24 protein-coding genes are annotated in these 22,239 nt (G+C 68.0%); 13 read left to right on the top strand and 11 right to left on the bottom strand.

The window, feature by feature from the left end; genetic code table 11:
• The first annotated feature begins 12 nt into the window (after window positions 1-12).
• The gene (locus ACYJSS_RS12350) at window positions 13-1,173 is read left to right on the top strand and encodes a uroporphyrinogen-III C-methyltransferase (RefSeq protein WP_236205307.1); all 1,161 of its coding nucleotides are present in this window, start codon (window positions 13-15) and stop codon (window positions 1,171-1,173) included.
• Complete coding sequence (locus tag ACYJSS_RS12345) at window positions 1,170-2,399, top strand: heme biosynthesis HemY N-terminal domain-containing protein (RefSeq protein ID WP_236205308.1); 1,230 nt, start codon at window positions 1,170-1,172, stop codon at window positions 2,397-2,399. Before ACYJSS_RS12350 ends, ACYJSS_RS12345 begins: the two co-directional genes overlap by 4 nt.
• Before the next feature lie 30 nt (window positions 2,400-2,429).
• On the opposite strand, the gene ACYJSS_RS12340 is transcribed toward ACYJSS_RS12345, so the two are convergent.
• A complete protein-coding gene (locus tag ACYJSS_RS12340) occupies window positions 2,430-3,506 on the bottom strand; it encodes a PQQ-dependent sugar dehydrogenase (protein ID WP_236205309.1) in 1,077 nt (358 codons plus the stop codon).
• 105 nt (window positions 3,507-3,611) lie between these two features.
• Here ACYJSS_RS12340 and ACYJSS_RS12335 point away from each other — a divergent pair, with 105 nt between their 5' ends.
• Both ACYJSS_RS12335 and rsd read left to right on the top strand, forming a co-directional pair.
• Complete coding sequence (locus tag ACYJSS_RS12335) at window positions 3,612-4,103, top strand: disulfide bond formation protein B (protein ID WP_111261205.1); 492 nt, start codon at window positions 3,612-3,614, stop codon at window positions 4,101-4,103.
• 283 nt (window positions 4,104-4,386) lie between these two features.
• Complete coding sequence (rsd, locus tag ACYJSS_RS12330) at window positions 4,387-4,851, top strand: sigma D regulator (RefSeq protein WP_111261157.1); 465 nt, start codon at window positions 4,387-4,389, stop codon at window positions 4,849-4,851.
• Between the two features lies 1 nt (window position 4,852).
• On the opposite strand, the gene ACYJSS_RS12325 is transcribed toward rsd, so the two are convergent.
• Window positions 4,853-5,494, bottom strand: coding sequence for an FKBP-type peptidyl-prolyl cis-trans isomerase (locus tag ACYJSS_RS12325; protein ID WP_111261156.1), 642 nt, complete (start codon window positions 5,492-5,494; stop codon window positions 4,853-4,855).
• 126 nt (window positions 5,495-5,620) lie between these two features.
• Between ACYJSS_RS12325 and ACYJSS_RS12320 the strand changes: the two genes are divergently transcribed.
• Window positions 5,621-6,643, top strand: coding sequence for an AlgP family protein (locus ACYJSS_RS12320; RefSeq protein WP_236205310.1), 1,023 nt, complete (start codon window positions 5,621-5,623; stop codon window positions 6,641-6,643).
• Here the strand turns inward: ACYJSS_RS12320 and ACYJSS_RS12315 are convergent.
• Window positions 6,640-7,101 carry a TIGR02444 family protein gene (locus ACYJSS_RS12315; RefSeq protein ID WP_111261154.1) on the bottom strand — a complete coding sequence of 154 codons (462 nt, stop codon included), beginning with the start codon at window positions 7,099-7,101 and terminating at the stop codon, window positions 6,640-6,642. The two genes, ACYJSS_RS12320 and ACYJSS_RS12315, sit on opposite strands and share 4 nt — an antisense overlap.
• Window positions 7,102-7,151: 50 nt before the next feature.
• Here ACYJSS_RS12315 and ACYJSS_RS12310 point away from each other — a divergent pair, with 50 nt between their 5' ends.
• The 4 genes from ACYJSS_RS12310 (at window position 7,152) to ACYJSS_RS12295 (ending at window position 10,742) form a co-directional block, all read left to right on the top strand.
• Window positions 7,152-9,065 carry an ATP-binding cassette domain-containing protein gene (locus tag ACYJSS_RS12310; protein WP_236205362.1) on the top strand — a complete coding sequence of 638 codons (1,914 nt, stop codon included), beginning with the start codon at window positions 7,152-7,154 and terminating at the stop codon, window positions 9,063-9,065.
• Entirely contained in the window at window positions 9,065-9,604 is a 540-nt protein-coding gene (locus ACYJSS_RS12305) for a mechanosensitive ion channel family protein (RefSeq protein WP_111261152.1), read from the top strand. Before ACYJSS_RS12310 ends, ACYJSS_RS12305 begins: the two co-directional genes overlap by 1 nt.
• Window positions 9,605-9,683: 79 nt before the next feature.
• The gene (rhtB, locus tag ACYJSS_RS12300; protein ID WP_111261151.1) at window positions 9,684-10,316 is read left to right on the top strand and encodes a homoserine/homoserine lactone efflux protein; all 633 of its coding nucleotides are present in this window, start codon (window positions 9,684-9,686) and stop codon (window positions 10,314-10,316) included.
• Between the two features lie 87 nt (window positions 10,317-10,403).
• Window positions 10,404-10,742: an enhanced serine sensitivity protein SseB C-terminal domain-containing protein gene (locus tag ACYJSS_RS12295; RefSeq protein ID WP_111261150.1), complete on the top strand. Its 339-nt coding sequence runs from the start codon at window positions 10,404-10,406 to the stop codon at window positions 10,740-10,742.
• A 43-nt stretch (window positions 10,743-10,785) separates the two neighbouring features.
• Here ACYJSS_RS12295 and ACYJSS_RS12290 read toward each other — a convergent pair whose 3' ends face one another.
• From ACYJSS_RS12290 to ACYJSS_RS12275, 4 genes are read right to left on the bottom strand one after another with little or no spacing between them, the layout of a single operon-like run.
• Window positions 10,786-11,523 carry a penicillin-binding protein activator LpoB gene (locus ACYJSS_RS12290; protein ID WP_111261149.1) on the bottom strand — a complete coding sequence of 246 codons (738 nt, stop codon included), beginning with the start codon at window positions 11,521-11,523 and terminating at the stop codon, window positions 10,786-10,788.
• 1 nt (window position 11,524) lies between these two features.
• Entirely contained in the window at window positions 11,525-12,118 is a 594-nt protein-coding gene (lpoB, locus tag ACYJSS_RS12285) for a penicillin-binding protein activator LpoB (RefSeq protein WP_111261148.1), read from the bottom strand.
• 19 nt (window positions 12,119-12,137) lie between these two features.
• Window positions 12,138-12,497, bottom strand: coding sequence for a YcfL family protein (locus ACYJSS_RS12280; protein ID WP_111261147.1), 360 nt, complete (start codon window positions 12,495-12,497; stop codon window positions 12,138-12,140).
• Between the two features lie 9 nt (window positions 12,498-12,506).
• Window positions 12,507-13,901 carry a COG3014 family protein gene (locus tag ACYJSS_RS12275; protein WP_236205311.1) on the bottom strand — a complete coding sequence of 465 codons (1,395 nt, stop codon included), beginning with the start codon at window positions 13,899-13,901 and terminating at the stop codon, window positions 12,507-12,509.
• A 273-nt stretch (window positions 13,902-14,174) separates the two neighbouring features.
• Between ACYJSS_RS12275 and ACYJSS_RS12270 the strand changes: the two genes are divergently transcribed.
• Complete coding sequence (locus ACYJSS_RS12270; protein ID WP_111261145.1) at window positions 14,175-14,627, top strand: YaiI/YqxD family protein; 453 nt, start codon at window positions 14,175-14,177, stop codon at window positions 14,625-14,627.
• 6 nt (window positions 14,628-14,633) lie between these two features.
• On the opposite strand, the gene ACYJSS_RS12265 is transcribed toward ACYJSS_RS12270, so the two are convergent.
• From ACYJSS_RS12265 to ACYJSS_RS12255, 3 genes are all read right to left on the bottom strand, one after another.
• The gene (locus ACYJSS_RS12265) at window positions 14,634-15,104 is read right to left on the bottom strand and encodes a thioesterase family protein (protein WP_111261144.1); all 471 of its coding nucleotides are present in this window, start codon (window positions 15,102-15,104) and stop codon (window positions 14,634-14,636) included.
• Between the two features lie 136 nt (window positions 15,105-15,240).
• Entirely contained in the window at window positions 15,241-15,906 is a 666-nt protein-coding gene (gene elbB / locus ACYJSS_RS12260) for an isoprenoid biosynthesis glyoxalase ElbB (RefSeq protein WP_111261143.1), read from the bottom strand.
• Between the two features lie 13 nt (window positions 15,907-15,919).
• A complete protein-coding gene (locus ACYJSS_RS12255; protein ID WP_111261142.1) occupies window positions 15,920-16,753 on the bottom strand; it encodes a dienelactone hydrolase family protein in 834 nt (277 codons plus the stop codon).
• Window positions 16,754-16,870: 117 nt separating this feature from the next.
• Here ACYJSS_RS12255 and ACYJSS_RS12250 point away from each other — a divergent pair, with 117 nt between their 5' ends.
• The gene (locus ACYJSS_RS12250; RefSeq protein ID WP_111261141.1) at window positions 16,871-18,103 is read left to right on the top strand and encodes a sterol desaturase family protein; all 1,233 of its coding nucleotides are present in this window, start codon (window positions 16,871-16,873) and stop codon (window positions 18,101-18,103) included.
• Between the two features lie 3 nt (window positions 18,104-18,106).
• On the opposite strand, the gene ACYJSS_RS12245 is transcribed toward ACYJSS_RS12250, so the two are convergent.
• A complete protein-coding gene (locus ACYJSS_RS12245; protein ID WP_178082940.1) occupies window positions 18,107-18,697 on the bottom strand; it encodes a DedA family protein in 591 nt (196 codons plus the stop codon).
• Between the two features lie 235 nt (window positions 18,698-18,932).
• Here ACYJSS_RS12245 and hemB point away from each other — a divergent pair, with 235 nt between their 5' ends.
• Window positions 18,933-19,946 carry a porphobilinogen synthase gene (gene hemB / locus ACYJSS_RS12240; protein WP_111261139.1) on the top strand — a complete coding sequence of 338 codons (1,014 nt, stop codon included), beginning with the start codon at window positions 18,933-18,935 and terminating at the stop codon, window positions 19,944-19,946.
• A gap of 19 nt (window positions 19,947-19,965) precedes the next feature.
• A complete protein-coding gene (ppk1, locus tag ACYJSS_RS12235) occupies window positions 19,966-22,176 on the top strand; it encodes a polyphosphate kinase 1 (RefSeq protein WP_111261138.1) in 2,211 nt (736 codons plus the stop codon).
• The last annotated feature ends 63 nt before the right edge of the window (window positions 22,177-22,239 follow it).

Raw genomic sequence — 22,239 nt, 5'->3', positions numbered from 1 at the left:
AAGGATGGATACGTGAGCGAAGCAGATCTGGCTAAAACCGAGCAGCAACCCCCGGCCTCCGAGCCCGTCATTCCTGCCACCGCCAAGCCGGCTTCCCGGGGCGGTGGCCTGGCCATCCTGGCATTGCTGGTGGGCGCCGCCGGCGTCGCCGTCGCCGGTTGGAGCCTGTGGCAGATACGCAGCCTCGAGGCCCGCGACCAGCAGCAACTGAGCATGGTCGAGGACGCCCGTGGCCAGGCCCAGTCCCTGCAGCAGCGCGAGAAAACGCTCACCGAGCGCCTCGACCAGCTGCCCAGCGCCGAAGAGCTGGACGAGCGCCGCCGCCTGCTGGCCGACCTGCAGGGCGACCAGCAGCGCCTGAGCCAGCGCCTGGAGACCGTTCTCGGTGCCAGCCGCAAGGACTGGCGCCTGGCCGAGGCCGAGCACCTGTTGCGCCTGGCCAGCCTGCGCCTCTCCGCGCTGCAGGACATCACCAGCGCCAAGGCCCTGGTGGAAGCGGCCGACGACATCCTCCGCGACCAGGACGACCCCGCCGCCTTCGCCGCCCGCGAACAACTCTCGCGCAGCCTCGAGGCGCTGCGCACCACCCCGCAACCGGATCGCACCGGGCTGTTCCTGCAGCTCGGCGCGTTGCGCGAGCAGGCGGCTCAACTCAACCCCTTGGCCCCGGCTTTCGAGGACAAGGGCGGCGTGCTGCGCAACATGGCCGCCGACGGCGACGGTGGCAGCTGGTGGGCCGAGTGGCTGGAGAAGCTCTCCCACTACTTCCGCATCCAGTTCGACGCCGACCAGAACATCAAGCCGTTGCTCGCGGGGCAAGGGCTGTCCCAGGTACGCCTGGCCCTGTCGCTCGCCCTGGAGCAGGCGCAGTGGGCGGCGCTGCATGGCCAGACCCAGGTCTATCGCCAGTCGCTGAAGCAGGCGCGCGAGGTGCTGGATTCGCAGTTCAACGCCGAGAACCCGGAGAGCCGCGCCCTGCTGGCACGCATCGACGAGCTCGCCACCCAGCCGGTCGAAGTGAAGACTCCCGACCTCGGCGCTTCCCTCGAAGCCCTCCAGGCCTACCTGCAGCGCAGCCAGCGCCTCGCCGATCCGAAGGCCGCCGCCGCGCCCGAGGCCGACCCGTCGCAGGACCCTGAAGCGGCGCCGCCGGTGGAGGGCCAGGGCCAATGAGACGGATCATCCTCGTCCTGCTGCTCCTGGCCGCTGCGGGCACCCTGGTGGGCATGGCCGTGGTCCAGCACCCTGGCTACGTCCTCTTCGCCTACAAGGGCTTCCGCTACGAGTCCAGCCTCTGGGCTTTCCTCGCCCTGGTCGCGGTGGTGGTGCTGCTGCTCTGGCTGGTGCGCGCGCTGCTGACCCTGGTGTTCGTCTCCGGCGGCGTGGTCAACCCCTGGTCCCGGCGCAATGCTCGCCGTCGGGTGCGCCTGGCCTCCGAGCAAGGCCTGCTGGACCTGGCCGAAGGCCGCTGGGCCCGCGCCCTGCGCCACCTGCGTCGTGCCGCCGAGGCCGACCCCCAGCCCTTGATGTACTACCTCGGTGCGGCCCGGGCGGCCAACCGCATCGGCCAGTACGAGGAGAGCGACCAGCTCCTCGAGCGCGCCCTGGAACGCCAGCCGCAGGCCGAACTGGCCATCGCCCTGGCGCATGCCGAACTGCAACAGGAGCGTGGCGAGAGCGATGCCGCGCTGGAAACCCTCAAGGTCATGCAGGAGCGCCATCCGCGCCATCACCAGGTGCTGCGCCAGTTGCTCCAGCTGCATCGCCAGCGCGGTGACTCGGCGGCCCTGGTCGGCCTGCTGCCTGACCTGCGCAAGAACAAGGCGCTACCGGAAGCCGAACTCAACCAGCTGGAGCTGAGCGTGTGGAGCGATCGCCTGGTGCACGCCGGGCAGGCCGGCCTCAATGAAGGCGAGGCCGCGCTCAACCCGCTGATCCAGGCCTGGCAGCATCTTTCCGCCGCGCAGCGCGCCGAGCCACGCCTGGTGCTGGCGTTCGCCGACCAGCTGCGTCACCTGGGGGCCGAGCCCGAGGCCGAGGAGGCGGTGCGCATCGCCCTCAAGCGTGGCTATGACGACGCCCTGGTGCGCTTCTACGGACGCCTGCGTGGCGCCGATCCGGCGCGCCAGCTGCAGACCGCCGAAGCCTTCCTCAAGGACCACCCGACCGACCCGGCGCTGTTCCTCACCCTGGGCCGGCTGTGCCTGCAGAACAGCCTGTGGGGCAAGGCTCGCGAGTACTTCGATACCGGCCTGAGCTTCTCCCGCGAGCCGGAGCTCTGCGCCGAGCAGGCCCGCCTGCTGGCGCAGATGGGCGAGCTGGAACGCAGCAACCAGCTGTTCCAGGAAGGCCTGGTGCAGCACCTGCCCGCCCTGCCCCTGCCCGGCCGCGTTGTCTGATGCCGCGCCGCCGCCCTGGCGGCGCGTCTCTCACGAGCCCTCGTAGCTGATGCGGTAGATGGCTCCGGCCTGGTCGTCACTGACCAGCAACGAGCCATCCGGCGCTACCAGCACATCCGCCGGGCGCCCCCAGACCTCGCCATCCTTCAGCCAGCCTTCGGCGAACACGCTCTGGCGCTTGAGGCTGCCATCCTCGTTCAATTCCACGCGCTTGATGCGGTAGCCGATCTTCTCGCTGCGGTTCCACGAGCCGTGCTCGGCGATGAACAGGTTGTCGCGGTACTCCGCCGGGAACTGGCCGCCGGTGTAGAAGCGCAGCCCGAGCGGCGCCACGTGCGGGCCGAGCCTGGCGACCGGGGCGATGAAATCCTCGCAGGGGCGCGTGCCGAACTCGGGGTCGGCGATGCTGCCGGCGTGGCAGTAGGGAAAGCCGAAGTGCTGGTTGGGTGCGGTGATGCGGTTGAGTTCGCAGTCCGGCGTGTCATCGCCGAGCAGGTCGCGGCCGTTGTCGCTGAACCACAGCTCGCCGGTCTTCGGATGCCAGTCGAACCCCACGGTGTTGCGGATACCCCGGGCCACCCGTTCCAGGTGGCTGCCGTCGGGGTTCATGCGGTGCAGTGCGGCGTAGGTGTCGGGGTCGCGCTCGCAGACGTTGCAGGGCGCCCCCACCGGCACGTAGAGCTTGCCGTCCGGGCCGAAGGCGATGAACTTCCAGCCGTGGTGGGTTTCGGCGGGGAAGGCCGGGCCGACCTGCTCGGGCTGCGGTGGCGCATCCAGATGCGCCTCGATGTCGCGCAGGCGCAGGATGCGGCTGATCGCCGAGACATACAGGTCACCCTCGTGGAAGGCTACGCCGACCGGCATCTGCAGCCCGCTGGCGAGGGTGCTTACGCGGCCGCTGGTGGTGTCCAGCGCGTAGACCTTGCCGGCGGCATTGCTCCCTACGAACAGCGTGCCCTTGGCGCCCCATGCCATTTCCCGGGCGCTGGGCAATTGGTCGCTGAGGACTTCGATGCGGAACCCCGGCGGCAGGCGGATCCTGTCCAGGGGCAGTTGCGCCTGGGCCAGCAGGGGCATGAAAAGCAGCAGGGCGAATAACCGACGCATGGCGTTCTTCTCTGGATGGGCACCCGCTGCAGACTAGACGGTCGCCTTGAAAGGCCAATGGGCTTCCTCTACCGTATCGGCCTCTCATCACTCCTCGGAGCCGCCATGACCCTGGCCAGCCCCCGTTCCCTGTTCTTCGCCGCCTTCCTCGCCTGTGTCGCCGTCATGGGCGGTGCGCTCTACCTGGAACATGCGATGGGCCTGGAGCCCTGCCCCCTGTGCATCGTGCAGCGCATCTTCATCATCCTCTTCGGCGTGGTCTGCCTCATCGCCGCCGTGCACGCGCCCCAGGCCCGTGGTCGTCGTGTCTACGCCGGGCTGGCGTTGCTGTTCGCCGCTGGCGGCGCCGCGACCGCCGGCCGCCAGGTCTGGCTGCAGGGCGTGCCCGCGGACCAGCTTCCGGCCTGCCTGCCGAGCCTGGAGTACATGATGGATGCGCTGCCCTTCCAGGAGATCATCAAGCTGATGCTGCACGGCACGGCCGACTGCGCTGAAGTCACCTGGACCCTGTTCGGCATGAGCATTCCCGAGTGGAGCCTGCTGGCGTTCGCCGGCTGCATCCTCTTCTCGCTCTACCAGATGTTGCGTCGCGCCTGATCCTTTCCCCGCCGCGCCTGGCTTGCAGCCGGGCGCGCGCCCTCGTCGCACCCTCCCGCCCTGATGCAGAAGCCGCGCCGGCTCTGGCGCGACGATTAAACGCTCGTATGAAATTTTCTCGACGAGGTGCCTTGCTGGCAGGCAGGCACGGGCATAATCTGGCCCGCACGCGACGCCGGAAAGTTGCCACTTCCGCGCCGTCTTCCCCGTATTTGCACCGATCGACAAAAAACCGTCTCGGAGCAGACGAACAAGGCATTACCGAAAGGGAAGCGAGGACATCATGCTCGAAAGTTGCCAGAACGCTCAGGAACGTTGGGGTGGGGTACACCAGTTGATCGACCGCTGGTTGCTGGAGCGCCAGGAACTGGTCAGGGTCTTCACCAGCGTCAGCGACAGACCCCAGGCACCCGCGGTGGAAGACCTGCAGGGATTCTGCGAAGTGCTGGTCGACTACGTGTCGGCGGGGCACTTCGAGGTCTACGAACAACTGCTCAACGAGGCCAAGGCCTTTGGCGACCAGCGCGGCCTGGATCTCGCCAAGCAGATCTACCCCCGTATCGAAGCCATCACCGAGGTCGCATTGAGCTTCAACGACTGCTGCGACGGCAGTGCCAGCCGCGAAGTCTGCCTGGCCACCGAGCTCAAGCGCCTCGGTCCACTGCTGCACGAACGCTTCGAACTGGAGGACTGCCTCATCGAGGTGCTGCACAACGCCCACCAGAACCAGGGCGCGCAGCTCGCGTGATTCAGCGGACCTCGAGCAGCTCGAGGTCGAACACCAGGGGCGCGTGGGGCGGAATCAGGTCCCCCGCGCCCTCCGCCCCATAGGCCTGGGCCGAGGGAATCACCAGGCGCCACTTGGCCCCTACCGGCATCTCCTGCAACGCATCCCGCCAGCCGGCGATCACGCTGTCGAGGCGGAACCATTGCGGCGCCTCGCTCTCATCGAACACGCTGCCGTCAGCCAACTGCCCGCGATAGTTCACCCGCACCTGCGAATGCGCGCCCGGTTTCGCGCCGCTGCCGGAGCGCAGCTCGATCACCAGCACGCCATCCTTCAACTCGCGCACACCGTACTTGCCGCGCTCCAGCGCGATGAAGCGCTTCTCCGCGGCGATGGCTTTCTGCGTGTCCTGGCCGTTGCGTTCGATGACCGTCTCGTGGGCGTCTAGCAGCTGTTCCATGCGCTGCGCGTCGAGCTCCGGCTTCTCGCCGCGATAGGCCTGGGCGAGCCCGCGCAGCAGTGAGTCCAACTGCAGATCCGGTGCTTCCTGGCGCAGCCGCTCCCCCAGTTTCACGCCCATGCTGTAGGCGAGATCCTTCTGCTCGTCGGCGGCGTGAAGGGGCAGAGCGAAGAGGCAGAAAAGCAGGGGGACGAGGATGCGCATCGGGCGTTCTCCAGAAGCGGAATGCCGGCGATTATGCCAGCCATGCAGTTTGGAATAACGGGGAACTAGCGATGGCTCAAACAGGCGTCTAGTATGGGCGCAACCACGTCCGCCCGGAGGCGCACCATGTCGGCCAAGAAGAAGCCCGTAAGCACCCCGCTGCACCTGTTGCAGCAACTTTCCCACAGCCTGATCGAACACCTCGAAAACGCCTGTAGCCAAGCGTTGGTCGATGCCGAGAAACTGCTCACCAAACTGGAGAAGCAGCGCGGCAAGGCCCAGGAAAAACTCCACGGTGCGCGGACCAAGCTGCAGGACGCTGCCAAGGCCGGCAAAGCGAAGGCGCAGGCCAAATCCAGGGAAGCCGTAGCGGAGCTGGAAAGCCTGCTCGACGCGCTGAAGGCCCGCCAGGCCGAGACCCGCTCCTACATCGCCGACCTCAAGCGCGACTCCCAGGAAAGCCTGAAGATCGCCCAGGGCGTCGGCAAGGTGAAAGAGGCCGCTGCCAAGGCGCTGGTCGCTCGTGAAGCCAAGGCCAAGCCCGCCGCCGCCAAACCGGCCGCCAAGGCCGCGCCGAAAGCCGCCGCCAAACCCGCTGCCAAGCCTGCCACGAAAGCACCGGCCAAGGCTGCGGCAAGCAAAGCCGCTGCTGCCAAGCCGGCGGCCAAACCTGCTGCGAAGGCTCCGGCCAAAGTGGCTGCGGCCAAGCCCGCCGCCGCCAAGGCTCCGGTGAAAGCCGCTGCCAAACCGGCGGCCAAGCCTGCCGCGAAAGCGCCGGCCAAGGCCGTTGCCAGCAAGCCTGCCGCCCCTGCGAAAGCCGCTGCCAAGCCGGTCGCGAAACCGGCCGCCAAGCCTGCTGCCAAGGCTCCGGCGAAAGCCGCAGCCAAACCCGCTGCCGCCGCGAAACCTGCTGCCAAGCCCGTCGCCGTCAAGCCGGCAGCCGCCAAGGCTCCCGCCAAGCCGGCTGCGAAGCCGGCACCCAAGGCCGCTGCCAAACCTGCTGCCAAGCCTGCCGCGAAGGCGCCGGCCAAGCCCGCCACCCCGGTGAGCGCACCGGTCGCCAAGCCTGCCGCACCGGCTCCGACCGCTACTGCCACGCCGGCTCCGTCGGCTGCCAACGGCGCAGCACCGACCACGCCTTCGGCTTAAGCCTCGAGGGCCGCGACGCGCAGCGATTGCAGCGCGTCGCGGTCACTCTCCCCCGCTTTTCCGGCCAGTCCCTCCAGCCAGTCCACGTCATGCCCAGCGGCCTCCGGCCAGGGCGCGGCAGCCTGTTCCAGGCGGGCCAGCAGACGACGCTCGGCATCCAGCTCCAGCCGTTTCACCGCCTCGCGCAACGCGCGCAACTCCTCGTCCATGGCCGCCGCTTCGCGCCATCCTCGCCTCAGCGCTCGCAAGGGCTCCACGACCTCACGTTGCCAGGGTTCGGCGATCAGGCGCAGCTGTTCCTCGCGGGCATCGTCGTGCCTGACGCCTCGGCGCGCGAGCCAGGCGCCGGCCAGCAGCAGGCAGACATCGGCGCCGCGCTCCTGCAGGCGCAGGCAGGCATCTTCGACGCCCGGGCGGGCATAGAGATCAAGGGCGAAACTCCATAGATCGGGGGGCATGGCGCATACCGGGCGGTGGGGGAATGAAGCTGATAAACTCCGCCGCCATTATGATCCGACTCCAGAACCTCACACTACAGCGTGGTCCTCAGCGCCTGCTCGAAGGCGCCGAACTGACCCTGCACACCGGCCAGAAGGTCGGCCTCATCGGCGCCAACGGTGCCGGCAAATCCAGCCTCTTCGCCCTGCTGCGCGGCGAGCTCGGCCCCGACGCCGGCGACTGCTTCGTGCCGGCCGACTGGCGCATCGCCCACATGCGCCAGGAGGTGGACACCCTCGACCGCCTGGCGGTGGACTACGTCCTCGACGGCGACGTGCACCTGCGGCGCGTGCAGGCCGAGCTGGGCGTCGCCGAGGCGGGCCATGACGGCACCGCCATCGCCCGCCTGCACATCGAGCTGGACAGTGCCGACGGCTACACCGCCGATGCCCGCGCGCGCAAGCTGCTGGCCGGCCTGGGCTTCACCAGCGAGCAGATGGACCGCCGCGTCGGCGACTTCTCCGGTGGCTGGCGCATGCGCCTGAACCTGGCCCAGGCGCTGATGTGCCCGTCCGAACTGCTGTTGCTCGACGAGCCCACCAACCACCTGGACCTCGACGCCATCCTCTGGCTGGAGGAGTGGCTCAAGGGCTACCCCGGCACCCTGCTGCTGATCTCCCACGACCGCGACTTCCTCGATGCGGTGGTGGACAACGTCGCCCACCTGGAGCAGCAGAAGCTGACCCTCTACCGCGGCGGCTACTCGGCCTTCGAGCGCACCCGCGCCGAGCGCCTGGCGCAGCAGCAGCAGGCCTACGAGAAGCAGCAGGCCCAGCGTGCGCACATGGAGAAGTACATCGCCCGCTTCAAGGCCCAGGCCACCAAGGCCCGCCAGGCCCAGAGCCGGATCAAGGCCCTGGAGCGCCTGGAGGAACTGGCGCCCGCGCACGTCGATTCGCCCTTCGACTTCGTCTTCCGCGAGGCCGACAAGATCTCCAGCCCGCTGCTGGACGTCGCCGAAGGCCAGCTCGGCTATGGCGACAAGGTGGTGCTGCAGCAGGTCAAGCTGCAGCTCGTTCCCGGTGCACGCATCGGCCTGCTCGGCCCCAACGGCGCGGGCAAGTCCACCCTGATCAAGACCCTTTCCGGTGAGCTGGCGCCTGTCGCCGGGCGCCTGTCCCGTGGCGAGAACCTCGCCATCGGCTACTTCGCCCAGCACCAGCTGGACTCCCTCGATCCCGAGGCCAGCCCGCTGCTGCACCTGCAGCGCCTGGCGCCGACCGAGCGCGAACAGACCCTGCGCGACTTCCTCGGCGGCTTCGACTTCCGCGGCGACCGCTGCGACGAGCCTGTGCTGAATTTCTCCGGTGGCGAGAAGGCGCGCCTGGCCCTGGCGCTGATCGCCTGGCAGAAACCCAACCTGCTGCTGCTCGACGAACCGACCAACCACCTGGACCTGGAGATGCGCCTGGCGCTGACCATGGCCCTGCAGGACTTCGCCGGCGCAGTGCTGGTGGTCTCCCACGATCGCCACCTGCTCAAGAGCACCACCGACGAGTTCCTCCTGGTGGCCGACGGCCGCATCCAGCCCTTCGATGGCGACCTCGACGACTACGCCCGCTGGCTGGTCGACTACCGCGCCCGCCAGGCCCCGGCCAGCACCCCTGCCGCCGGTGCCGGCACGGGCACCGACAAGCGCGCCCAGCGCCAGGCCGCCGCCGCTCTTCGCCAGCAACTGGCCCCGCACAAGCGCGAGGCCGAGAAGCTGGAGAAGGAGCTCGGAACCCTGCACGAGAAGCTTTCCGCCGTTGAGGCACGCCTGGGCGACTCGGGCCTCTACGAGGCCTCGCGCAAGGACGAACTGCGCGACCTGCTCGCCGAGCAGGCCAGGCTCAAGGCCCGCGAAGGCGAGCTGGAGGAGAAGTGGCTGGAGGCGCTGGAACTCCTGGAAAACCTGCAGAGCCAACTGGAGGCGAGTGACTGATGGAAGACCTGGTGCTGTTGACGGCCTGGAGCGAGCCCCTGATCCGAGCGGCGCAGGTGCTGCTCATCCTGATTCTCGCCTGGCTCGTGCAGCGCATCGTCACCCGCGGCATCACCCGCCTCGGTGCGCGTTATCCACAGCTGCCCCAGGAGCTCCTGCTGCCCCTGCGCGGCTTGCTGCGCTGGCTGATCCTGGGCAGCGCCTTCATGTTGGTGCTGGAGCGTCTCGGGGTTTCCGCCGAGGTGTTGTGGACGGCGCTGACCGGCTTCACCGCCGTCGCCGCAGTGGCCTTCTTCGCCATCTGGAGCGTGCTCTCGAACATGTTCTGCGCGGTGCTGATCTTCTCCCTCGGCCCGTTCCGCCTGGGCGATGTGGTGGAGGTCGTGGAGAGCGCCGACAAGCCCGGCGTGAAGGGCCGCGTGGTGGCCATCAACCTTTTCTACACCACCCTGCAGGACCTCGGCGAAAGCGCCGACGGTGCCCTGGTGCAGGTGCCCAACAGCCTGTTCTTCCAGAAGGCGGTGCGTCGCTGGCGCTGAGCCGCCGGTCGGGGCTGGGCAGCGCAAAGCGCAGCGGGTAGTCTGCTCGACCCCCCTTCCGTTTTCCGAGGTTCACGCCATGGCCATGCACACCTGGCTCGCTTTCCTGGTCGCCTGCTGGGTGATCAGCCTCTCGCCCGGCGCGGGCGCCATCGCCTCCATGTCCTCCGGGCTGCAATACGGGTTCCTGCGCGGTTACTGGAACGCCATCGGCCTGCAGCTGGGCCTGGCCCTGCAGATCGCCATCGTCGCCGCCGGTGTCGGCGCCATCCTCGCCACCTCGGCCATGGCCTTCAGCGCGATCAAGTGGTTCGGCGTCGTGTACCTCGTCTACCTGGCCGTCCGCCAATGGCGCGCGCTGCCCAGCGATCTGTCCGCCGACTCTGCCCAGCGCCCCCTTGGCCGTCCACTGACCATGGTGCTGCGCGGCTTCCTGGTGAACGTCAGCAACCCCAAGGCGATCGTCTTCATGCTCGCCGTGCTGCCGCAATTCATCGACCCCCATGCGCCGCTGGTGCAGCAGTACCTGGTGATGGGCGCGACCATGATCACCGTCGACCTGATCGTCATGGCCGGCTACACCGGGCTGGCCGCCAAGGTCCTGCGGGTGCTGCGCTCGCCGCGCCAGCAGCGCTCCATGAACCGCGGCTTCGCCGTGCTCTTCGTCGGCGCCGCCGCGCTGCTGGCCACCGTGCGTCGCGTCCCGGCGTGATCCAGTCGATGGCCTGAACGTGACCCGGCGCCGCGACAAGGTGGCGCACGGGCACTAGGCTGCCGGTCTTCCCAAAGGAGCATCGGCATGCCGCCATCCAACAGCCGGGACGGGGTCTACGGCGACTCGCCTGACCTCGCCATCGCCCCCCTGCGACACCCTCCGCTGGAGCAGGCCCTGAGCGCCGCCTGTGGCGAGCTCGACATCCACGAAGCCTTCCTCGCCGCCCTGCGCGACCCCGCGCTCGGCCCGCAGCCGCGCCTGCTGCTGGGCGTTTCCGGCACCGATCTCGCCGGCCGCCGCCGCCTCGCCGCACTGGTCGCCGAGTTGCTGCCCGACGACCTCGAGCTCGACCTCATCGAGCTGGAGGACGACAACCTCTCCCAGGCCCTGCGCGAATGCTGCGAGGCGTTCTACCGGCGCTGAGCCTTGGCATCGGCAAAAAAAAGCGGCCCGCAGGCCGCTTGTCTCAATGCAGGATCTTCGCCGGTTCGTCCGGCGGCAGCGCGCCGTAGCGCCCGTTGTCGGTGACTGCCGCCGGGCCCACGCCGAGCTGCTCCTGCAGCTGCCGAGCGACGTCTTCGCCCAGGGCCTTCGACACCTCGCGCACCACGCGCCCGCGGTTGGGGGTGACGCGCCTGTCGCCGCCCTTCACCAGCTTCACGTCCTGGGCTTCACCCATCGCGGTGAAGGCGGCCTTCACTTCGTGGGTGCGGGTGTCGATGAGGCTGAAGTCGGCCACCAGGGTCAGGCCCAGCACCGTGGAGTAGGTGTCGGTGTTGTCGATGGCGTTGACGTCCTGGCGGAAGTCGGCGTCCGAGAGCGAGCCGAACAGCACGTAGTCCGCGCCCTGGAACTGGCCCTGGGCGATACGCCCGATCACGTCGTGCAGGCCTTCGTTGTCACTGCCGTAGGGGCGCCCCTGGACCAGCTGGAAGCTGCCGGACTTGAGGATCTCGCCCTTGATGTCGCCGGTGAATTTGCGCAGCTCGCCGCGCTCGATGTAGCTGTAGGTGCCTTCCTCTTCCGAGTAGCTGCTGGATGCGCTGCCGGAGAAGCCGCTCACCTGCGAGGCGCTCTGGGCGTTCACCGTGTGGATGTACTCGCGGACGCGTTCCTCGTAGGCGAGGTCGGTCACCGCCACCTTGGGGGCCGCGTGGCTGGCCAGTGCCAGGCTGGCGACGAACAGGCCGATCAATACGCGCATATCAACGCTCCGTGGTCTTGCGGATTTCCTTCTCGTCCATCCACTCGGCCAGGCCGCTCTCGACGTCGACGAGCTGCAGGCTGAACTTGTAGAAGACGTCCTTGTAGTCGCTGCTGCGCTTGACGATGGAGCTGATGGAGCCCTCCAGGCGGTACTTGGCGGCGACCATGTTGCCGGTCTTGGCGATGGTGGAGTTCTTGTACAGGCCGCTCTGGTTCTGCAGCTTCAACTGGTCGACCTGGCTCTGCATGTCGGTGTTGTCGCTGGCGAAGCGTGCGGTGCCGGACTTCAGCAGCTGGGTCTTGATCGAGGTGGTGATCTCGCGGGTGTCGATGTACTCGCTGGTCTTGTTCTTCACGTCGTAGACCTGGATCACCGGGCGGCCCTGGAGCACGCCGGACTGGGCCAGCGAGCGGGTCATGGACTCGGCGATCATCTGCAGGTCGGTGGAGCCGAACTCGTTGGTGATCAGCTCGACGGCCTTGCTGTCGCCGTAGCTGATGTTGCCGCCGCCGAGTACCGGCGAGGGGTTGTTGGCGCAGCCGGCGGCGGCCAGGGCGAAGGCGGCGATGCAGGTGGTGCGGACAAGGCGCATGGGGGTCGCTCTCTCGTGATCAGTCGGGGGTGTTCATTTCAAGGCGGAAGTCGGTCGCCTTGGGTACGGGGGCAATGGCCGGCAGGACGGTGGTCTGGGTGCCGTAGATCGGCAAGGCCTTCCAGCCCTCCTCGTCGGCGACGGGGAAGCCGTCGCTGTCGAGCCAGGCGAAGCGGTAGTAGAGGGTGCGGTTGTGGCTGGAGGTGTTGGTCAGCTTCACCTTGACGGTGAGGAAGCCGTTCTCGCGGGCCACCCGCATGGTGTCCACTTCGATGTCTTCGACATCGCCCATCGGCGCCACCTTGCTGGAGGCGGTTTCGCGGCCGGAGCAGCCGGCCAGCAGGGCCAGGGCGAGCCCGGCGACGAGCAGATTGCGCATGTGTGTTCCTCAGGGAGTCTGGTTGCTGGCCACGGCGCGGACGCCGGGTGTGGTCGGGGTGGCGGCGCCCTGGGCGTAGACCTGGCCGGCCACCAGGCGCAGGGGGATCACCTGGTGGGGCCGATCGATCTTCAGGGTGAATTCGCGCACGCCCTGGGCGGTGGGCAGGGCCAGGCGGTGCTCGCCCATGGCCAGGCGCAACCGTGCGACGCCGATGCTGCCGGGCAGGGTGCGCCAGGTGCGTTCGTCGGCCCCTTCGCTGGCCACCGACAGGATGCCGACGGCCAGGCTGGCGAGGGCGTTGCCGTTGTCGTTGAGCTGCTTCTGGAGGGCGCCCCGGGTCACCGCGCGCAGGGTGGTGCGCAGGATGATGCCGGGCATGTCGTCGCGCAGGGCACGGTGCGACATGGCGCGCACGCTGCTGAGTTCGGTGAGGGCGGTGGGCGTGCCATCCACCTCGACGAAGCCGGGCGCCGGGGTGCTGGTGTCGTCGCGCAGCAGCGGGAAGGACACGGTGCTGATGATCATTCCCGAGTCCAGGGGCACCGGCAGCGGGATGCGCAGCGAGTCGCGGGTCGGTGCCAGGCCGCTTTGCAGCACCAGCAGCACGTCGCTGCCGGCGTCCGCCGCAGGCGTGGCGTCCAGGTCCAGGAGGGCCTGCTCCAGCAGCGGCGTGCCGGGGCGCAGTTCGGCGGCCTGGCGATAGCCGGGGGCGGCCAGGCCCTTCTCGCCCAGGGCCTCGTAGACGAACCCGGCGAGGTAGTGGCTGAAGGCGCTCTGGTAGCTGTTCTTCAGGCTGACCACGTCGGGGGCATCGAGGGAGGCCACCGGGTAGCCGCGCAGGTCTTCGAAGCGGGTGCTGATGCCCTGGCGCTCGGCCTCCTCCTCGCTGTCGAGGTACTGCCGGTCGCGCAGCTCGGCGATCAGCGCTTCGCGTTCGTGGGTCTTGCGGATCTCGGTACGGGCGGCGTCGAAGTCGTTGGCGGCCAGGTCGTTGAGGGCCATCTGCGTGGTGAGCATGACCTTCTCGTAGTCGTAGCCCTCGTAGCGGCGCACCCGGTCGTTGGCGAGGAAGGCGCCGGCCTGCCCCAGGTAGCGCGAAGGGTCGGCCTTCATCGCCTCTTCCCACTGGTAGACGATGCGGTCGGCCTGGCGCCAGGCGGCCTGGCTGCCGGCGAGGTCGCCACGGGCGCGCAGCAGCTCGCCTTTTTCGAAGTAGTAGAGAAGGTCCTTGTCCTCGCCGCCGTTATTGGCTTCCAGCGTGCCGAGGGCGGCGTCCACCTCGCCGCGGGCGAGGTGCTGGCTGGTGGCGGTGAGTTCGTTTTCGTAGCTGCGCAGGGCCGAGCAGCCGGCAAGCTGCAGGGCGAAGCAGGCCACCAGGGCGGTGAGGGCGCGGGATGCCATGTGTTCCTCGTCGAGTCCTTGATACTGCCAGCCGTTTCCGGCTGTTCCAGGCGTGCAATGGCATGTGGCGGCGTCCTGCCAATCCCCGCTGGGGCCTTCCCAGGGCACCGGAGATGCGGGAAGGGCGGGCGATTATAGGGGAATATCGGCGAAAATTGCTGGCGCAATGAGATCATTTTGATCGCTCGGAAACTGCGGCATGGTGGCGCAGCGAGCGCCTGCAGGAGGCGGCTGGCATACTGCGCGCCCGCAACCTTTCCGGAGCCCAAGCCCATGCGTGTGTGGATCGACGCCGACGCCTGCCCCCGTGCCGCCAAGGACCAGGTCATCAAGTTCGCCCTCAAGCGCAAGTTCGAGGTGGTGCTGGTGGCCGGGCAGAGCCAGGTGAAGCCGGCCTTCGCCTGCGTGCGCCTGGTGGTGGTGCCGAGCGGGCCGGATGCAGCGGACGATCACCTGGTGGAGCAGGCCGAGCCGGGGGACCTGGTGATCTGCAGCGACGTGCCGCTGGCCGACCGGCTGGTGAAGAAGGGCGTCGCTGCGCTGGACCCGCGTGGCCGCGAATTCGACGAGCGCAACATGGGTGAGCGCCTGGCGGTGCGCAACCTGTTCACCGACCTGCGCGACCAGGGGCAGATGGGCGGCGGCCAGGCCGCCTACAGCGACAAGGACCGCCAGGCGTTCTCCAACTCGCTGGACCGGCTGCTGACCCGCCTCGCCCGGGGCTGAACGCCCTCAGCCGCAGAGGTAGGTGCCGGTGCCGACAGCCACCAGGGTGCCGTCGTCGGCGTGCAGTTCCGAGCGCACCACCGCGACCTTGTTGCCCGAGCGCAACAGCACCGCCGTGGCGGTGAAGGCGCGACCGCGCCCCGGGCGCAGGTAGTCGATGCGCAGGTCGATGGTGCCCAGCTTGGACAGCCGCTCCATGCGCTCGGCGGTGGACAGGCCCCGGTGGCGTTCGAAGGCGCCGATCAGCGCCATGGCGCCGCCGGTGACGTCCAGCAGCGAGGAGATCACCCCGCCATGGAGGATGCCGTGGACGAAGTTGCCGATCAGCTCGTCCTTCATCGGCAGGTGCATGGTCACCTGCTCCTGCGACAGCTCGCCCAGCTGGATGCCGAGTACCTGGTTGAAGGGGATGCGTTCGAAGAAGCGCCGGACCGCCTGTTGCAGTTCCGGGGTCAGGACGAAGTCGTTGTCGCTCATGCTGCACCTGCGTCGGGGGGCGAGAGTGCGACGCTGACGCAGCGCGGTGCGCTTGAACAGGGGGGCGGCCCAAATGGCACGCGGATTGGCGGGAGCGGCTTGCAGCGGCGGGCGGCCAGGGCCGCCCGCCTGGCCGTCAGTGGTCGGCGTGGGTCAGTTCGAGCACGCGGTCGACCAGCTTGTAGATGCCCGAGGCGGCTTCGCTGATGGACTGGGCGAGCATGTAGGCGGGGGTGGTGACCAGTTTGCGCGCCTTGTCCTCGACTATCTCGCCGACCACGCATTCGACGTGCTCGGCGCCCATCTTCTCCAGCGCACCGGCAGTCTCGGCGTCGGTGCCGATGGTGCAGGTGACGCCTGCGCCGTAGATCTTCGCGGCCATGGCCGGGGCGATGCAGATCAGCCCCACCGGCTTGCCGGCGTCGGCGAAGCCCTGGGCGGCGGCCAGCACGTCGGGCTGCACGCTGCAATCGGCGCCGCTGAGGGCGAAGTCGGAGAGGTTCTTCGCCGCGCCGAAGCCGCCGGGGATGATCAGGGCGTCGTAGTCCTCGGCCTTGAGCTCTCGGACGTCCTTCACCGCGCCGCGGGCGATGCGCGCGGACTCGGTGAGCACGTTGCGGCTCTCGGGCATCTCCTCGCCGGTGAGGTGGTTGATCACGTGGTGCTGGGCGATGTTGGGTGCGAAGCACTGCGCCAGCGCGCCGCGCTGGTCCAGGCGCAGCAGGGTGATCACACTCTCGTGGATCTCCGCGCCGTCGTACACGCCGCAGCCGGAAAGAATCACAGCAACTTTCTTGTTCATAGCGTTCTCCGCTTCACTGGGCCGCCTTCAGGTTCTCCTGGAGGAACGCCTGGGCATGCTGGTGGGCATCCTCGGCCAGCCTGGGTTGGTAGGTATTCAGGTCGCTGCGCTGGTCGAACACGTGGTCGGCCCCGCCGTATTGCACCAGTTGCAGTTGTTCGAGATCGAGCCCGTCCATAGCCGATAGACACTGAAGGTGGTCAGTGATTCTGTCCTTGCCACCGAGAAACATCAGCACCGGCAGGTCGCGCCCCTTGCCCTGGCGCAGGTGCGCGGGGAAACCACAGTAAGGGTAGAAGGCGATGACGCCGCGCACACCGTCCAGCGCCTGCTGGCCGATGCGGGGGAAGCCGTGGCCGGCGTCGCCGTCGTAGGCGAGTGCATCGAGGATGCTCCAGCCGCCATGGGAGTAGCCGAGCAGGGCCATGCGCCGGTGGTCCAGGCGCGGCATCGAGCGGGCGAGGTCGAGGGCGGCGTAGACGTCCAGCGCGCGCTCGTTGCCCCACAGCAGCTTGCCGTCGCAGACCGGATGCCAATCATGGATGCCGCGCGCTCCCAGGCTGTCGACGAAGAGCAATGCGTAGCCCTGCGGCAGCAGCCATTTCTTCACGTTCTCGACGAAGCCCGGGCTCTGCCCGCTGCAGCCGTGGAATACCAGTACGGTGGGAAAGGGCCCGTCGCCTGCCGGGGTGAACAGGCTGAGGTGGGGCGCCAGGCGCTCGCGTGCGGACGCCAGGTCGTCGGCGGCCGGCAGCAGCGCGGCGCGATAGGGATAGAGTCCCAGGAGGGCGGCCGTGGCGATCAGGATCAGCAGGAGGGAAAGGCTGCGTCGTGTGGTTATGCGCATGTGTCGTCATATGCCGGTTGGGCTGGCATGCCGCGCCAGGGGCCCGGGTAGGCGTGGGCGTAGCATCGAGCCTGGCAATCCTAGTCCCTTGATCGGCATAACGATACGGCTGACATCATGAATTACGTCCTCTACGCGATCCCCTTCTTCTTACTGCTGATCGGCATCGAGCTGCTCGCCGATCGCTGGCGCGGGGTGCGCACCTACCGCACCGCCGATGCCATCAACAGCCTCAGTGCGGGGGTGCTGTCCACCACCAGCGGGCTGCTGACCAAGGCGGTCGGTTTGCTCACCTACACCTACGCCTGGCAGCACCTGGCGCTGTTCGAGTTGCGCGCTGACAGCCCCTGGGTCTGGCTTTTCGCCTTCGTCTTCTACGACTTCTGCTACTACTGGAACCACCGCCTGGGCCACGAGCGCAACGTGCTCTGGGCCGCGCACTCGGTGCATCACCAGAGCGAGGAGTACAACCTCTCGACGGCACTGCGCCAGACCAGTACCGGTTTCCTCTTCGGCTGGATCTTCTACCTGCCGATGGCGGTGGTTGGCGTGCCGCCGCTGGTGTTTCTCACGGTGGCCGCGCTCAACCTGCTCTACCAGTTCTGGGTGCACACGCGCCATGTGCCCAAGCTCGGCTGGTTCGAGTGGTTCTTCATCAGTCCCTCGAACCACCGCGTCCACCATGCGCAGAACGCGGTGTACATGGACCGCAACTACGGTGGCGTCTTCATTCTCTGGGATCGCCTGTTCGGCACCTTCCAGGAGGAGCTGGACGAGGAGCCGGTGGTGTTCGGCGTGACCACGCCCCTGGCCAGCTGGAATCCGATCTGGGCCAACCTGCAGTTCTATGCGGTGTTGTGGCAGGACGCGGTGCGCGCCGGGTCCTGGTGGGACCGCCTGCGCATCTGGTTCATGCGCACCGGCTGGCGCCCCGAGGATGTGGCGCGCAAGTACCCGCAGGCCAAGCCGGACCTGAGCCGCTTCACCAAGTTCGAGGTGCCGTTGTCAGGCGGTCGCACCCTCTATGCGGCGTTGCAGTTCGCTGGCTACGTGGCGGGGGGGAGCTACCTGCTGGGCGTGGGCGACGGCCTGCCGCTCGGTGCCGTGCTGCTGGGCTGGCTATGGGTGGCCTTCGGCCTGTTCGCCATCGGTGCGTGGCTGGAAAACCGGCCCTGGGCACTGCGCCTGGAGCTGGCGCGGCTGGCGCTGAACCTGCCGGTGCTGTGGCTGGCGGGGGTACTCGGCATGCTGCCGGTCAGCCCGCTGGTCTGGCTGGTGCTGGTGGTGCATGGGGTTGCCAGCGTGCTGGCGCTGGTCGCACTGGGGCGGCGTGAAGCGGCGCTGGCGTGACGGTTACGCCTGCGGAGGCTGGTCGGCGTTCGCCTTGGCCTCGCGGCTGTTGCGCAGCCGGCGGCGCAGCCAGAGCAGGCCGCCGATCACCACCAGCACGCCGAGCACCATCAGCTCGTAGCGCTTGAGGTTGCCCAGCATGCCTTCGAGCACGGCGCCGAAGTGGAAGGCGGCGAAGCCCAGGGCCAGGGCCCAGATGATGGCGCCGATGCCGTTGAGGATCAGGTAGCGCAACGGCGGGTAGCCGGACAGGCCGATGGCCACCGGCATCACGGTGCGCAGGCCGTAGACGAAGCGGAAGCTCAGCACCCAGATGTCCGGGTGGCGCCGGATGTGCTCCAGGGCCTTGTCGCCCATCGCCTGCCAGCGCGGGCGCCGGGTGAGGATCTGCCGGCCCTTGTGGCGGCCGAGGTAGTACCACAGCTGGTCGCCGGCATAGCTGCCGAAGAACGCCGTGATCACCACCAGGTTGATATCCATGTAGCCGCGGAACGCGAGAAAGCCGGCCAGGACCAGGATGGTCTCGCCCTCGAAGAAGGTGCCGAGGAAGAGGGCGAAGTAGCCGAAATCCTGGAGAAATTGTTGCAGCATCAGTTAGGCAGCGCGGCAAAAATGAACGCGAAGCCTAACCGGGTTGGCGTTGCGGGAAAAGCTCTAAAGGGTGGCGAACCGCCAGTCGAGGGTCGACTGGTTCACGGCCAGGCCTCGTGGGGCCTCGGAAATTTCGTCGAACGCGACAGAGCGTCGCTGTCATGCATTGTTACCATTCGGTCATAATTGCCGCTTATAAATGTCGCACTGTGTCCTCCTTTGGACCCTGGAGTCTGTCGTGAGCTTTACCCCCGCCAACCGCCTGTTCCCCGCTACCCGCCTGCGCCGCAATCGCCGTGATGACTTCTCCCGCCGCCTGGTGCGCGAAAACACCCTGACCGTCGACGACCTGATCCTCCCGGTGTTCGTGCTGGACGGCGAGAACCGCCGTGAAGCGGTGCCGTCGATGCCGGGCGTCGAGCGCCTGTCCATCGACCTGCTGCTGGAAGCCGCGGCCGGCTGGGTGGCCCTGGGCATCCCCGCGCTGGCGCTGTTCCCGGTGACGCCGCTGGAGCGCAAGTCGCTCGACGGCGCCGAGGCGTGGAACCCGGACGGCATCGCCCAGCGCGCCATCCGCGCCCTGCGCGAGCGCTTCCCGGAACTGGGCGTGATCAGCGACGTGGCCCTGGACCCCTTCACCACCCATGGCCAGGACGGCATCCTCGACGCCGACGGCTATGTGCAGAACGACATCACCGTGGACGCGCTGGTCAAGCAGGCGCTGTCCCACGCCGAGGCCGGCGCCCAGGTGGTCGCGCCCTCGGACATGATGGACGGCCGCATCCAGGCCATCCGCGAGGCCCTTGAACTGGCCGACTTCCCCAACGTGCGGATCATGGCCTACTCGGCCAAGTACGCCAGCGCCTACTACGGTCCCTTCCGCGATGCGGTGGGTTCGGCCGCCAACCTGGGCAAGGCCAACAAGGCCAGCTACCAGATGGACCCGGCCAACGGCGACGAGGCCCTGCACGAAGTGGCTGCCGACCTCGCCGAAGGCGCCGACATGGTCATGGTCAAGCCGGGCATGCCCTACCTGGACATCGTCTGGCGCGTGAAGGACGCCTTCCGCGTGCCGACCTTCGCCTACCAGGTCAGCGGCGAGTACGCCATGCACATGGCGGCCATCCAGAACGGCTGGCTGAGCGAGGCGGTCATACTCGAATCGCTGACCGCATTCAAACGTGCGGGCGCTGATGGCATCCTTACCTACTTCGCCGTGCGTGCCGCAGAAATGCTCAAGGCGGGAGCCTGACTCCCCAGCAGGAAACCAGATGAACACCGATGGACTGAACCAAGCGTCGAATCCCCTACAAGAGCCCGTGCCGGAGCAACCGGTCGCCGAGGCCCCCGCTCCGGCGCCCGTCGAGACTCCGCCGCCGGCCCCCGCGCCGGCTCCGGTGATCCCGGGTCTGGATGACAGCAGCCTGTACATCCACCGGGAGCTGTCGCAGCTGCAGTTCAACATCCGTGTCCTGGAGCAGGCGCTCGACGAGTCCTACCCGCTGCTCGAGCGCCTGAAATTCCTGCTGATCTTCTCCAGCAACCTCGACGAGTTCTTCGAGATCCGTGCCGCCGGCCTGAAGAAGCAGATCACCTTCGCCCGCGAACAGGCGGGTGCCGATGGCCTGCTGCCGCACCAGGCGCTGGCCCGCATCAGCGAGCTGGTGCACGAGCAGGTGGCGCGCCAGTACAGCATCCTCAACGATGTGCTGCTGCCGGAGCTGGCCAAGCACCAGGTCAGCTTCATCCGCCGGCGCTACTGGACGCCCAAGCTCAAGACCTGGGTGCGCCGCTACTTCCGCGACGAGATCGCGCCGATCATCAGCCCCATCGGCCTCGACCCGACGCACCCCTTCCCGCTGCTGGTGAACAAGAGCCTCAACTTCATCGTCGAGCTGGAGGGCGTCGATGCCTTCGGCCGCGACTCGGGCCTGGCGATCATTCCGGCGCCGCGCCTGCTGCCGCGCGTGATCCGCGTACCCGAGGAGATCAGCGGCCCCGGCGACAACTTCGTGTTCCTGTCGTCGATGATCCACGCCCACGCCGACGACCTGTTCCCCGGCATGAAGGTGAAGGGCTGCTACCAGTTCCGCCTGACCCGTAACGCCGATCTTTCGGTGGACACCGAGGACGTCGAGGACCTGGCTCGTGCCCTGCGCGGCGAGCTGTTCTCGCGCCGCTACGGCGATGCGGTGCGCCTGGAGGTGGCCGACACCTGCCCGAAACACCTGTCCGACTACCTGCTCAAGCAGTTCGGCCTGGCCGAGAGCGAGCTGTACCAGGTCAACGGCCCGGTAAACCTGACCCGCCTGTTCAGCATCACCGGGCTGGACAGCCACCCCGAGCTGCAGCACCCGAGCTTCACCCCGGTGATCCCCAAGCTGCTGCAGAAGGCCGAGAACCTGTTCAGCGTGGTGGGCAAGCAGGACATCCTGCTGCTGCACCCCTTCGAGTCCTTCACCCCGGTGGTGGACTTCCTGCGCCAGGCGGCCAAGGACCCCAACGTCCTGGCGATCAAGCAGACGCTGTACCGCGCCGGTGCCAACTCCGAGATCGTCGACGCCCTGGTGGAAGCGGCACGCAACGGCAAGGAGGTCACCGCGGTGATCGAGCTGCGCGCGCGCTTCGACGAGGAATCCAACCTGCAGCTGGCCAGCCGCCTGCAGGCTGCCGGCGCCGTGGTGATCTATGGTGTGGTCGGCTTCAAGACCCACGCCAAGATGATGCTCATCCTGCGCCGCGAGGATGGCGAGCTGCGCCGCTATGCCCACCTGGGCACCGGCAACTACCACGCCGGCAACGCGCGCCTGTACACCGACTACAGCATGCTCACCGCCGACGACGCGCTCTGCGAGGACCTGCACAAGCTGTTCAACCAGCTGATCGGCATGGGCAAGACGCTGCGCATGAAGAAGCTGCTGCATGCGCCCTTCACCCTGAAGAAGTCGTTGCTGGACATGATCGCCAAGGAGGCCCTGCACGCCACCGAAGGCAAGCCGGCGCACATCATGGCCAAGGTCAACTCGCTGACCGACCCGAAGGTCATCCGCGCGCTGTACAAGGCCAGCCAGAGCGGCGTGAAGATCGACCTGGTGGTGCGTGGCATGTGCTGCCTGCGCCCGGGCATCCCTGGCGTCTCGCACAACATCCAGGTGCGCTCGATCATCGGCCGCTTCCTCGAACACAGCCGCATCTACTACTTCCTCAATGGTGGCGACGAGCTGCTCTACCTCTCCAGTGCCGACTGGATGGAACGCAACCTCGACATGCGCGTGGAGACCTGCTTCCCGGTGGAGGGCAAGAAGCTCATCACCCGGGTCAAGAAGGAGCTGGAGACCTACCTCGCCGACAACACCCACAGCTGGGCCCTGCAGCCCGACGGTCGCTACCTGCGCAACAGCCCCAGCGGCAACCAGAACCCGCGCAGCGCCCAGGCCATCCTGCTGGACAAGCTGCTCAACCCGCCGGTCAGCGCGCGCTGACCGGTCTTCTCGCGAGGCGGGGCAGCGGACCGCACCAACGAAAACGGGGCCCTCTGGCCCCGT

The sequence above is a fragment of the Pseudomonas sp. No.21 genome, from assembly GCF_054558415.1.
The sequence above is the reverse complement of the archived record's forward strand: the minus strand, read 5'-3'. Positions and strand labels throughout refer to the sequence as shown.

Excerpts from the sequence above, each read along its gene's own strand:
- ACYJSS_RS12345 (WP_236205308.1), top strand. The coding sequence starts at position 1,170 with ATGAGACGGATCATCCTCGTCCTGCTGCTCCTGGCCGCTGCGGGCACC.
- ACYJSS_RS12340 (WP_236205309.1), bottom strand. The coding sequence starts at position 3,506 with ATGCGTCGGTTATTCGCCCTGCTGCTTTTCATGCCCCTGCTGGCCCAG.
- ACYJSS_RS12335 (WP_111261205.1), top strand. The coding sequence starts at position 3,612 with ATGACCCTGGCCAGCCCCCGTTCCCTGTTCTTCGCCGCCTTCCTCGCC.
- rsd (WP_111261157.1), top strand. The coding sequence starts at position 4,387 with ATGCTCGAAAGTTGCCAGAACGCTCAGGAACGTTGGGGTGGGGTACAC.
- ACYJSS_RS12325 (WP_111261156.1), bottom strand. The coding sequence starts at position 5,494 with ATGCGCATCCTCGTCCCCCTGCTTTTCTGCCTCTTCGCTCTGCCCCTT.
- ACYJSS_RS12320 (WP_236205310.1), top strand. The coding sequence starts at position 5,621 with ATGTCGGCCAAGAAGAAGCCCGTAAGCACCCCGCTGCACCTGTTGCAG.
- ACYJSS_RS12315 (WP_111261154.1), bottom strand. The coding sequence starts at position 7,101 with ATGCCCCCCGATCTATGGAGTTTCGCCCTTGATCTCTATGCCCGCCCG.
- ACYJSS_RS12310 (WP_236205362.1), top strand. The coding sequence starts at position 7,152 with ATGATCCGACTCCAGAACCTCACACTACAGCGTGGTCCTCAGCGCCTG.
- ACYJSS_RS12305 (WP_111261152.1), top strand. The coding sequence starts at position 9,065 with ATGGAAGACCTGGTGCTGTTGACGGCCTGGAGCGAGCCCCTGATCCGA.
- rhtB (WP_111261151.1), top strand. The coding sequence starts at position 9,684 with ATGGCCATGCACACCTGGCTCGCTTTCCTGGTCGCCTGCTGGGTGATC.
- ACYJSS_RS12295 (WP_111261150.1), top strand. The coding sequence starts at position 10,404 with ATGCCGCCATCCAACAGCCGGGACGGGGTCTACGGCGACTCGCCTGAC.
- ACYJSS_RS12290 (WP_111261149.1), bottom strand. The coding sequence starts at position 11,523 with ATGCGCGTATTGATCGGCCTGTTCGTCGCCAGCCTGGCACTGGCCAGC.
- lpoB (WP_111261148.1), bottom strand. The coding sequence starts at position 12,118 with ATGCGCCTTGTCCGCACCACCTGCATCGCCGCCTTCGCCCTGGCCGCC.
- ACYJSS_RS12280 (WP_111261147.1), bottom strand. The coding sequence starts at position 12,497 with ATGCGCAATCTGCTCGTCGCCGGGCTCGCCCTGGCCCTGCTGGCCGGC.
- ACYJSS_RS12275 (WP_236205311.1), bottom strand. The coding sequence starts at position 13,901 with ATGGCATCCCGCGCCCTCACCGCCCTGGTGGCCTGCTTCGCCCTGCAG.
- ACYJSS_RS12270 (WP_111261145.1), top strand. The coding sequence starts at position 14,175 with ATGCGTGTGTGGATCGACGCCGACGCCTGCCCCCGTGCCGCCAAGGAC.
- ACYJSS_RS12265 (WP_111261144.1), bottom strand. The coding sequence starts at position 15,104 with ATGAGCGACAACGACTTCGTCCTGACCCCGGAACTGCAACAGGCGGTC.
- elbB (WP_111261143.1), bottom strand. The coding sequence starts at position 15,906 with ATGAACAAGAAAGTTGCTGTGATTCTTTCCGGCTGCGGCGTGTACGAC.
- ACYJSS_RS12255 (WP_111261142.1), bottom strand. The coding sequence starts at position 16,753 with ATGCGCATAACCACACGACGCAGCCTTTCCCTCCTGCTGATCCTGATC.
- ACYJSS_RS12250 (WP_111261141.1), top strand. The coding sequence starts at position 16,871 with ATGAATTACGTCCTCTACGCGATCCCCTTCTTCTTACTGCTGATCGGC.
- ppk1 (WP_111261138.1), top strand. The coding sequence starts at position 19,966 with ATGAACACCGATGGACTGAACCAAGCGTCGAATCCCCTACAAGAGCCC.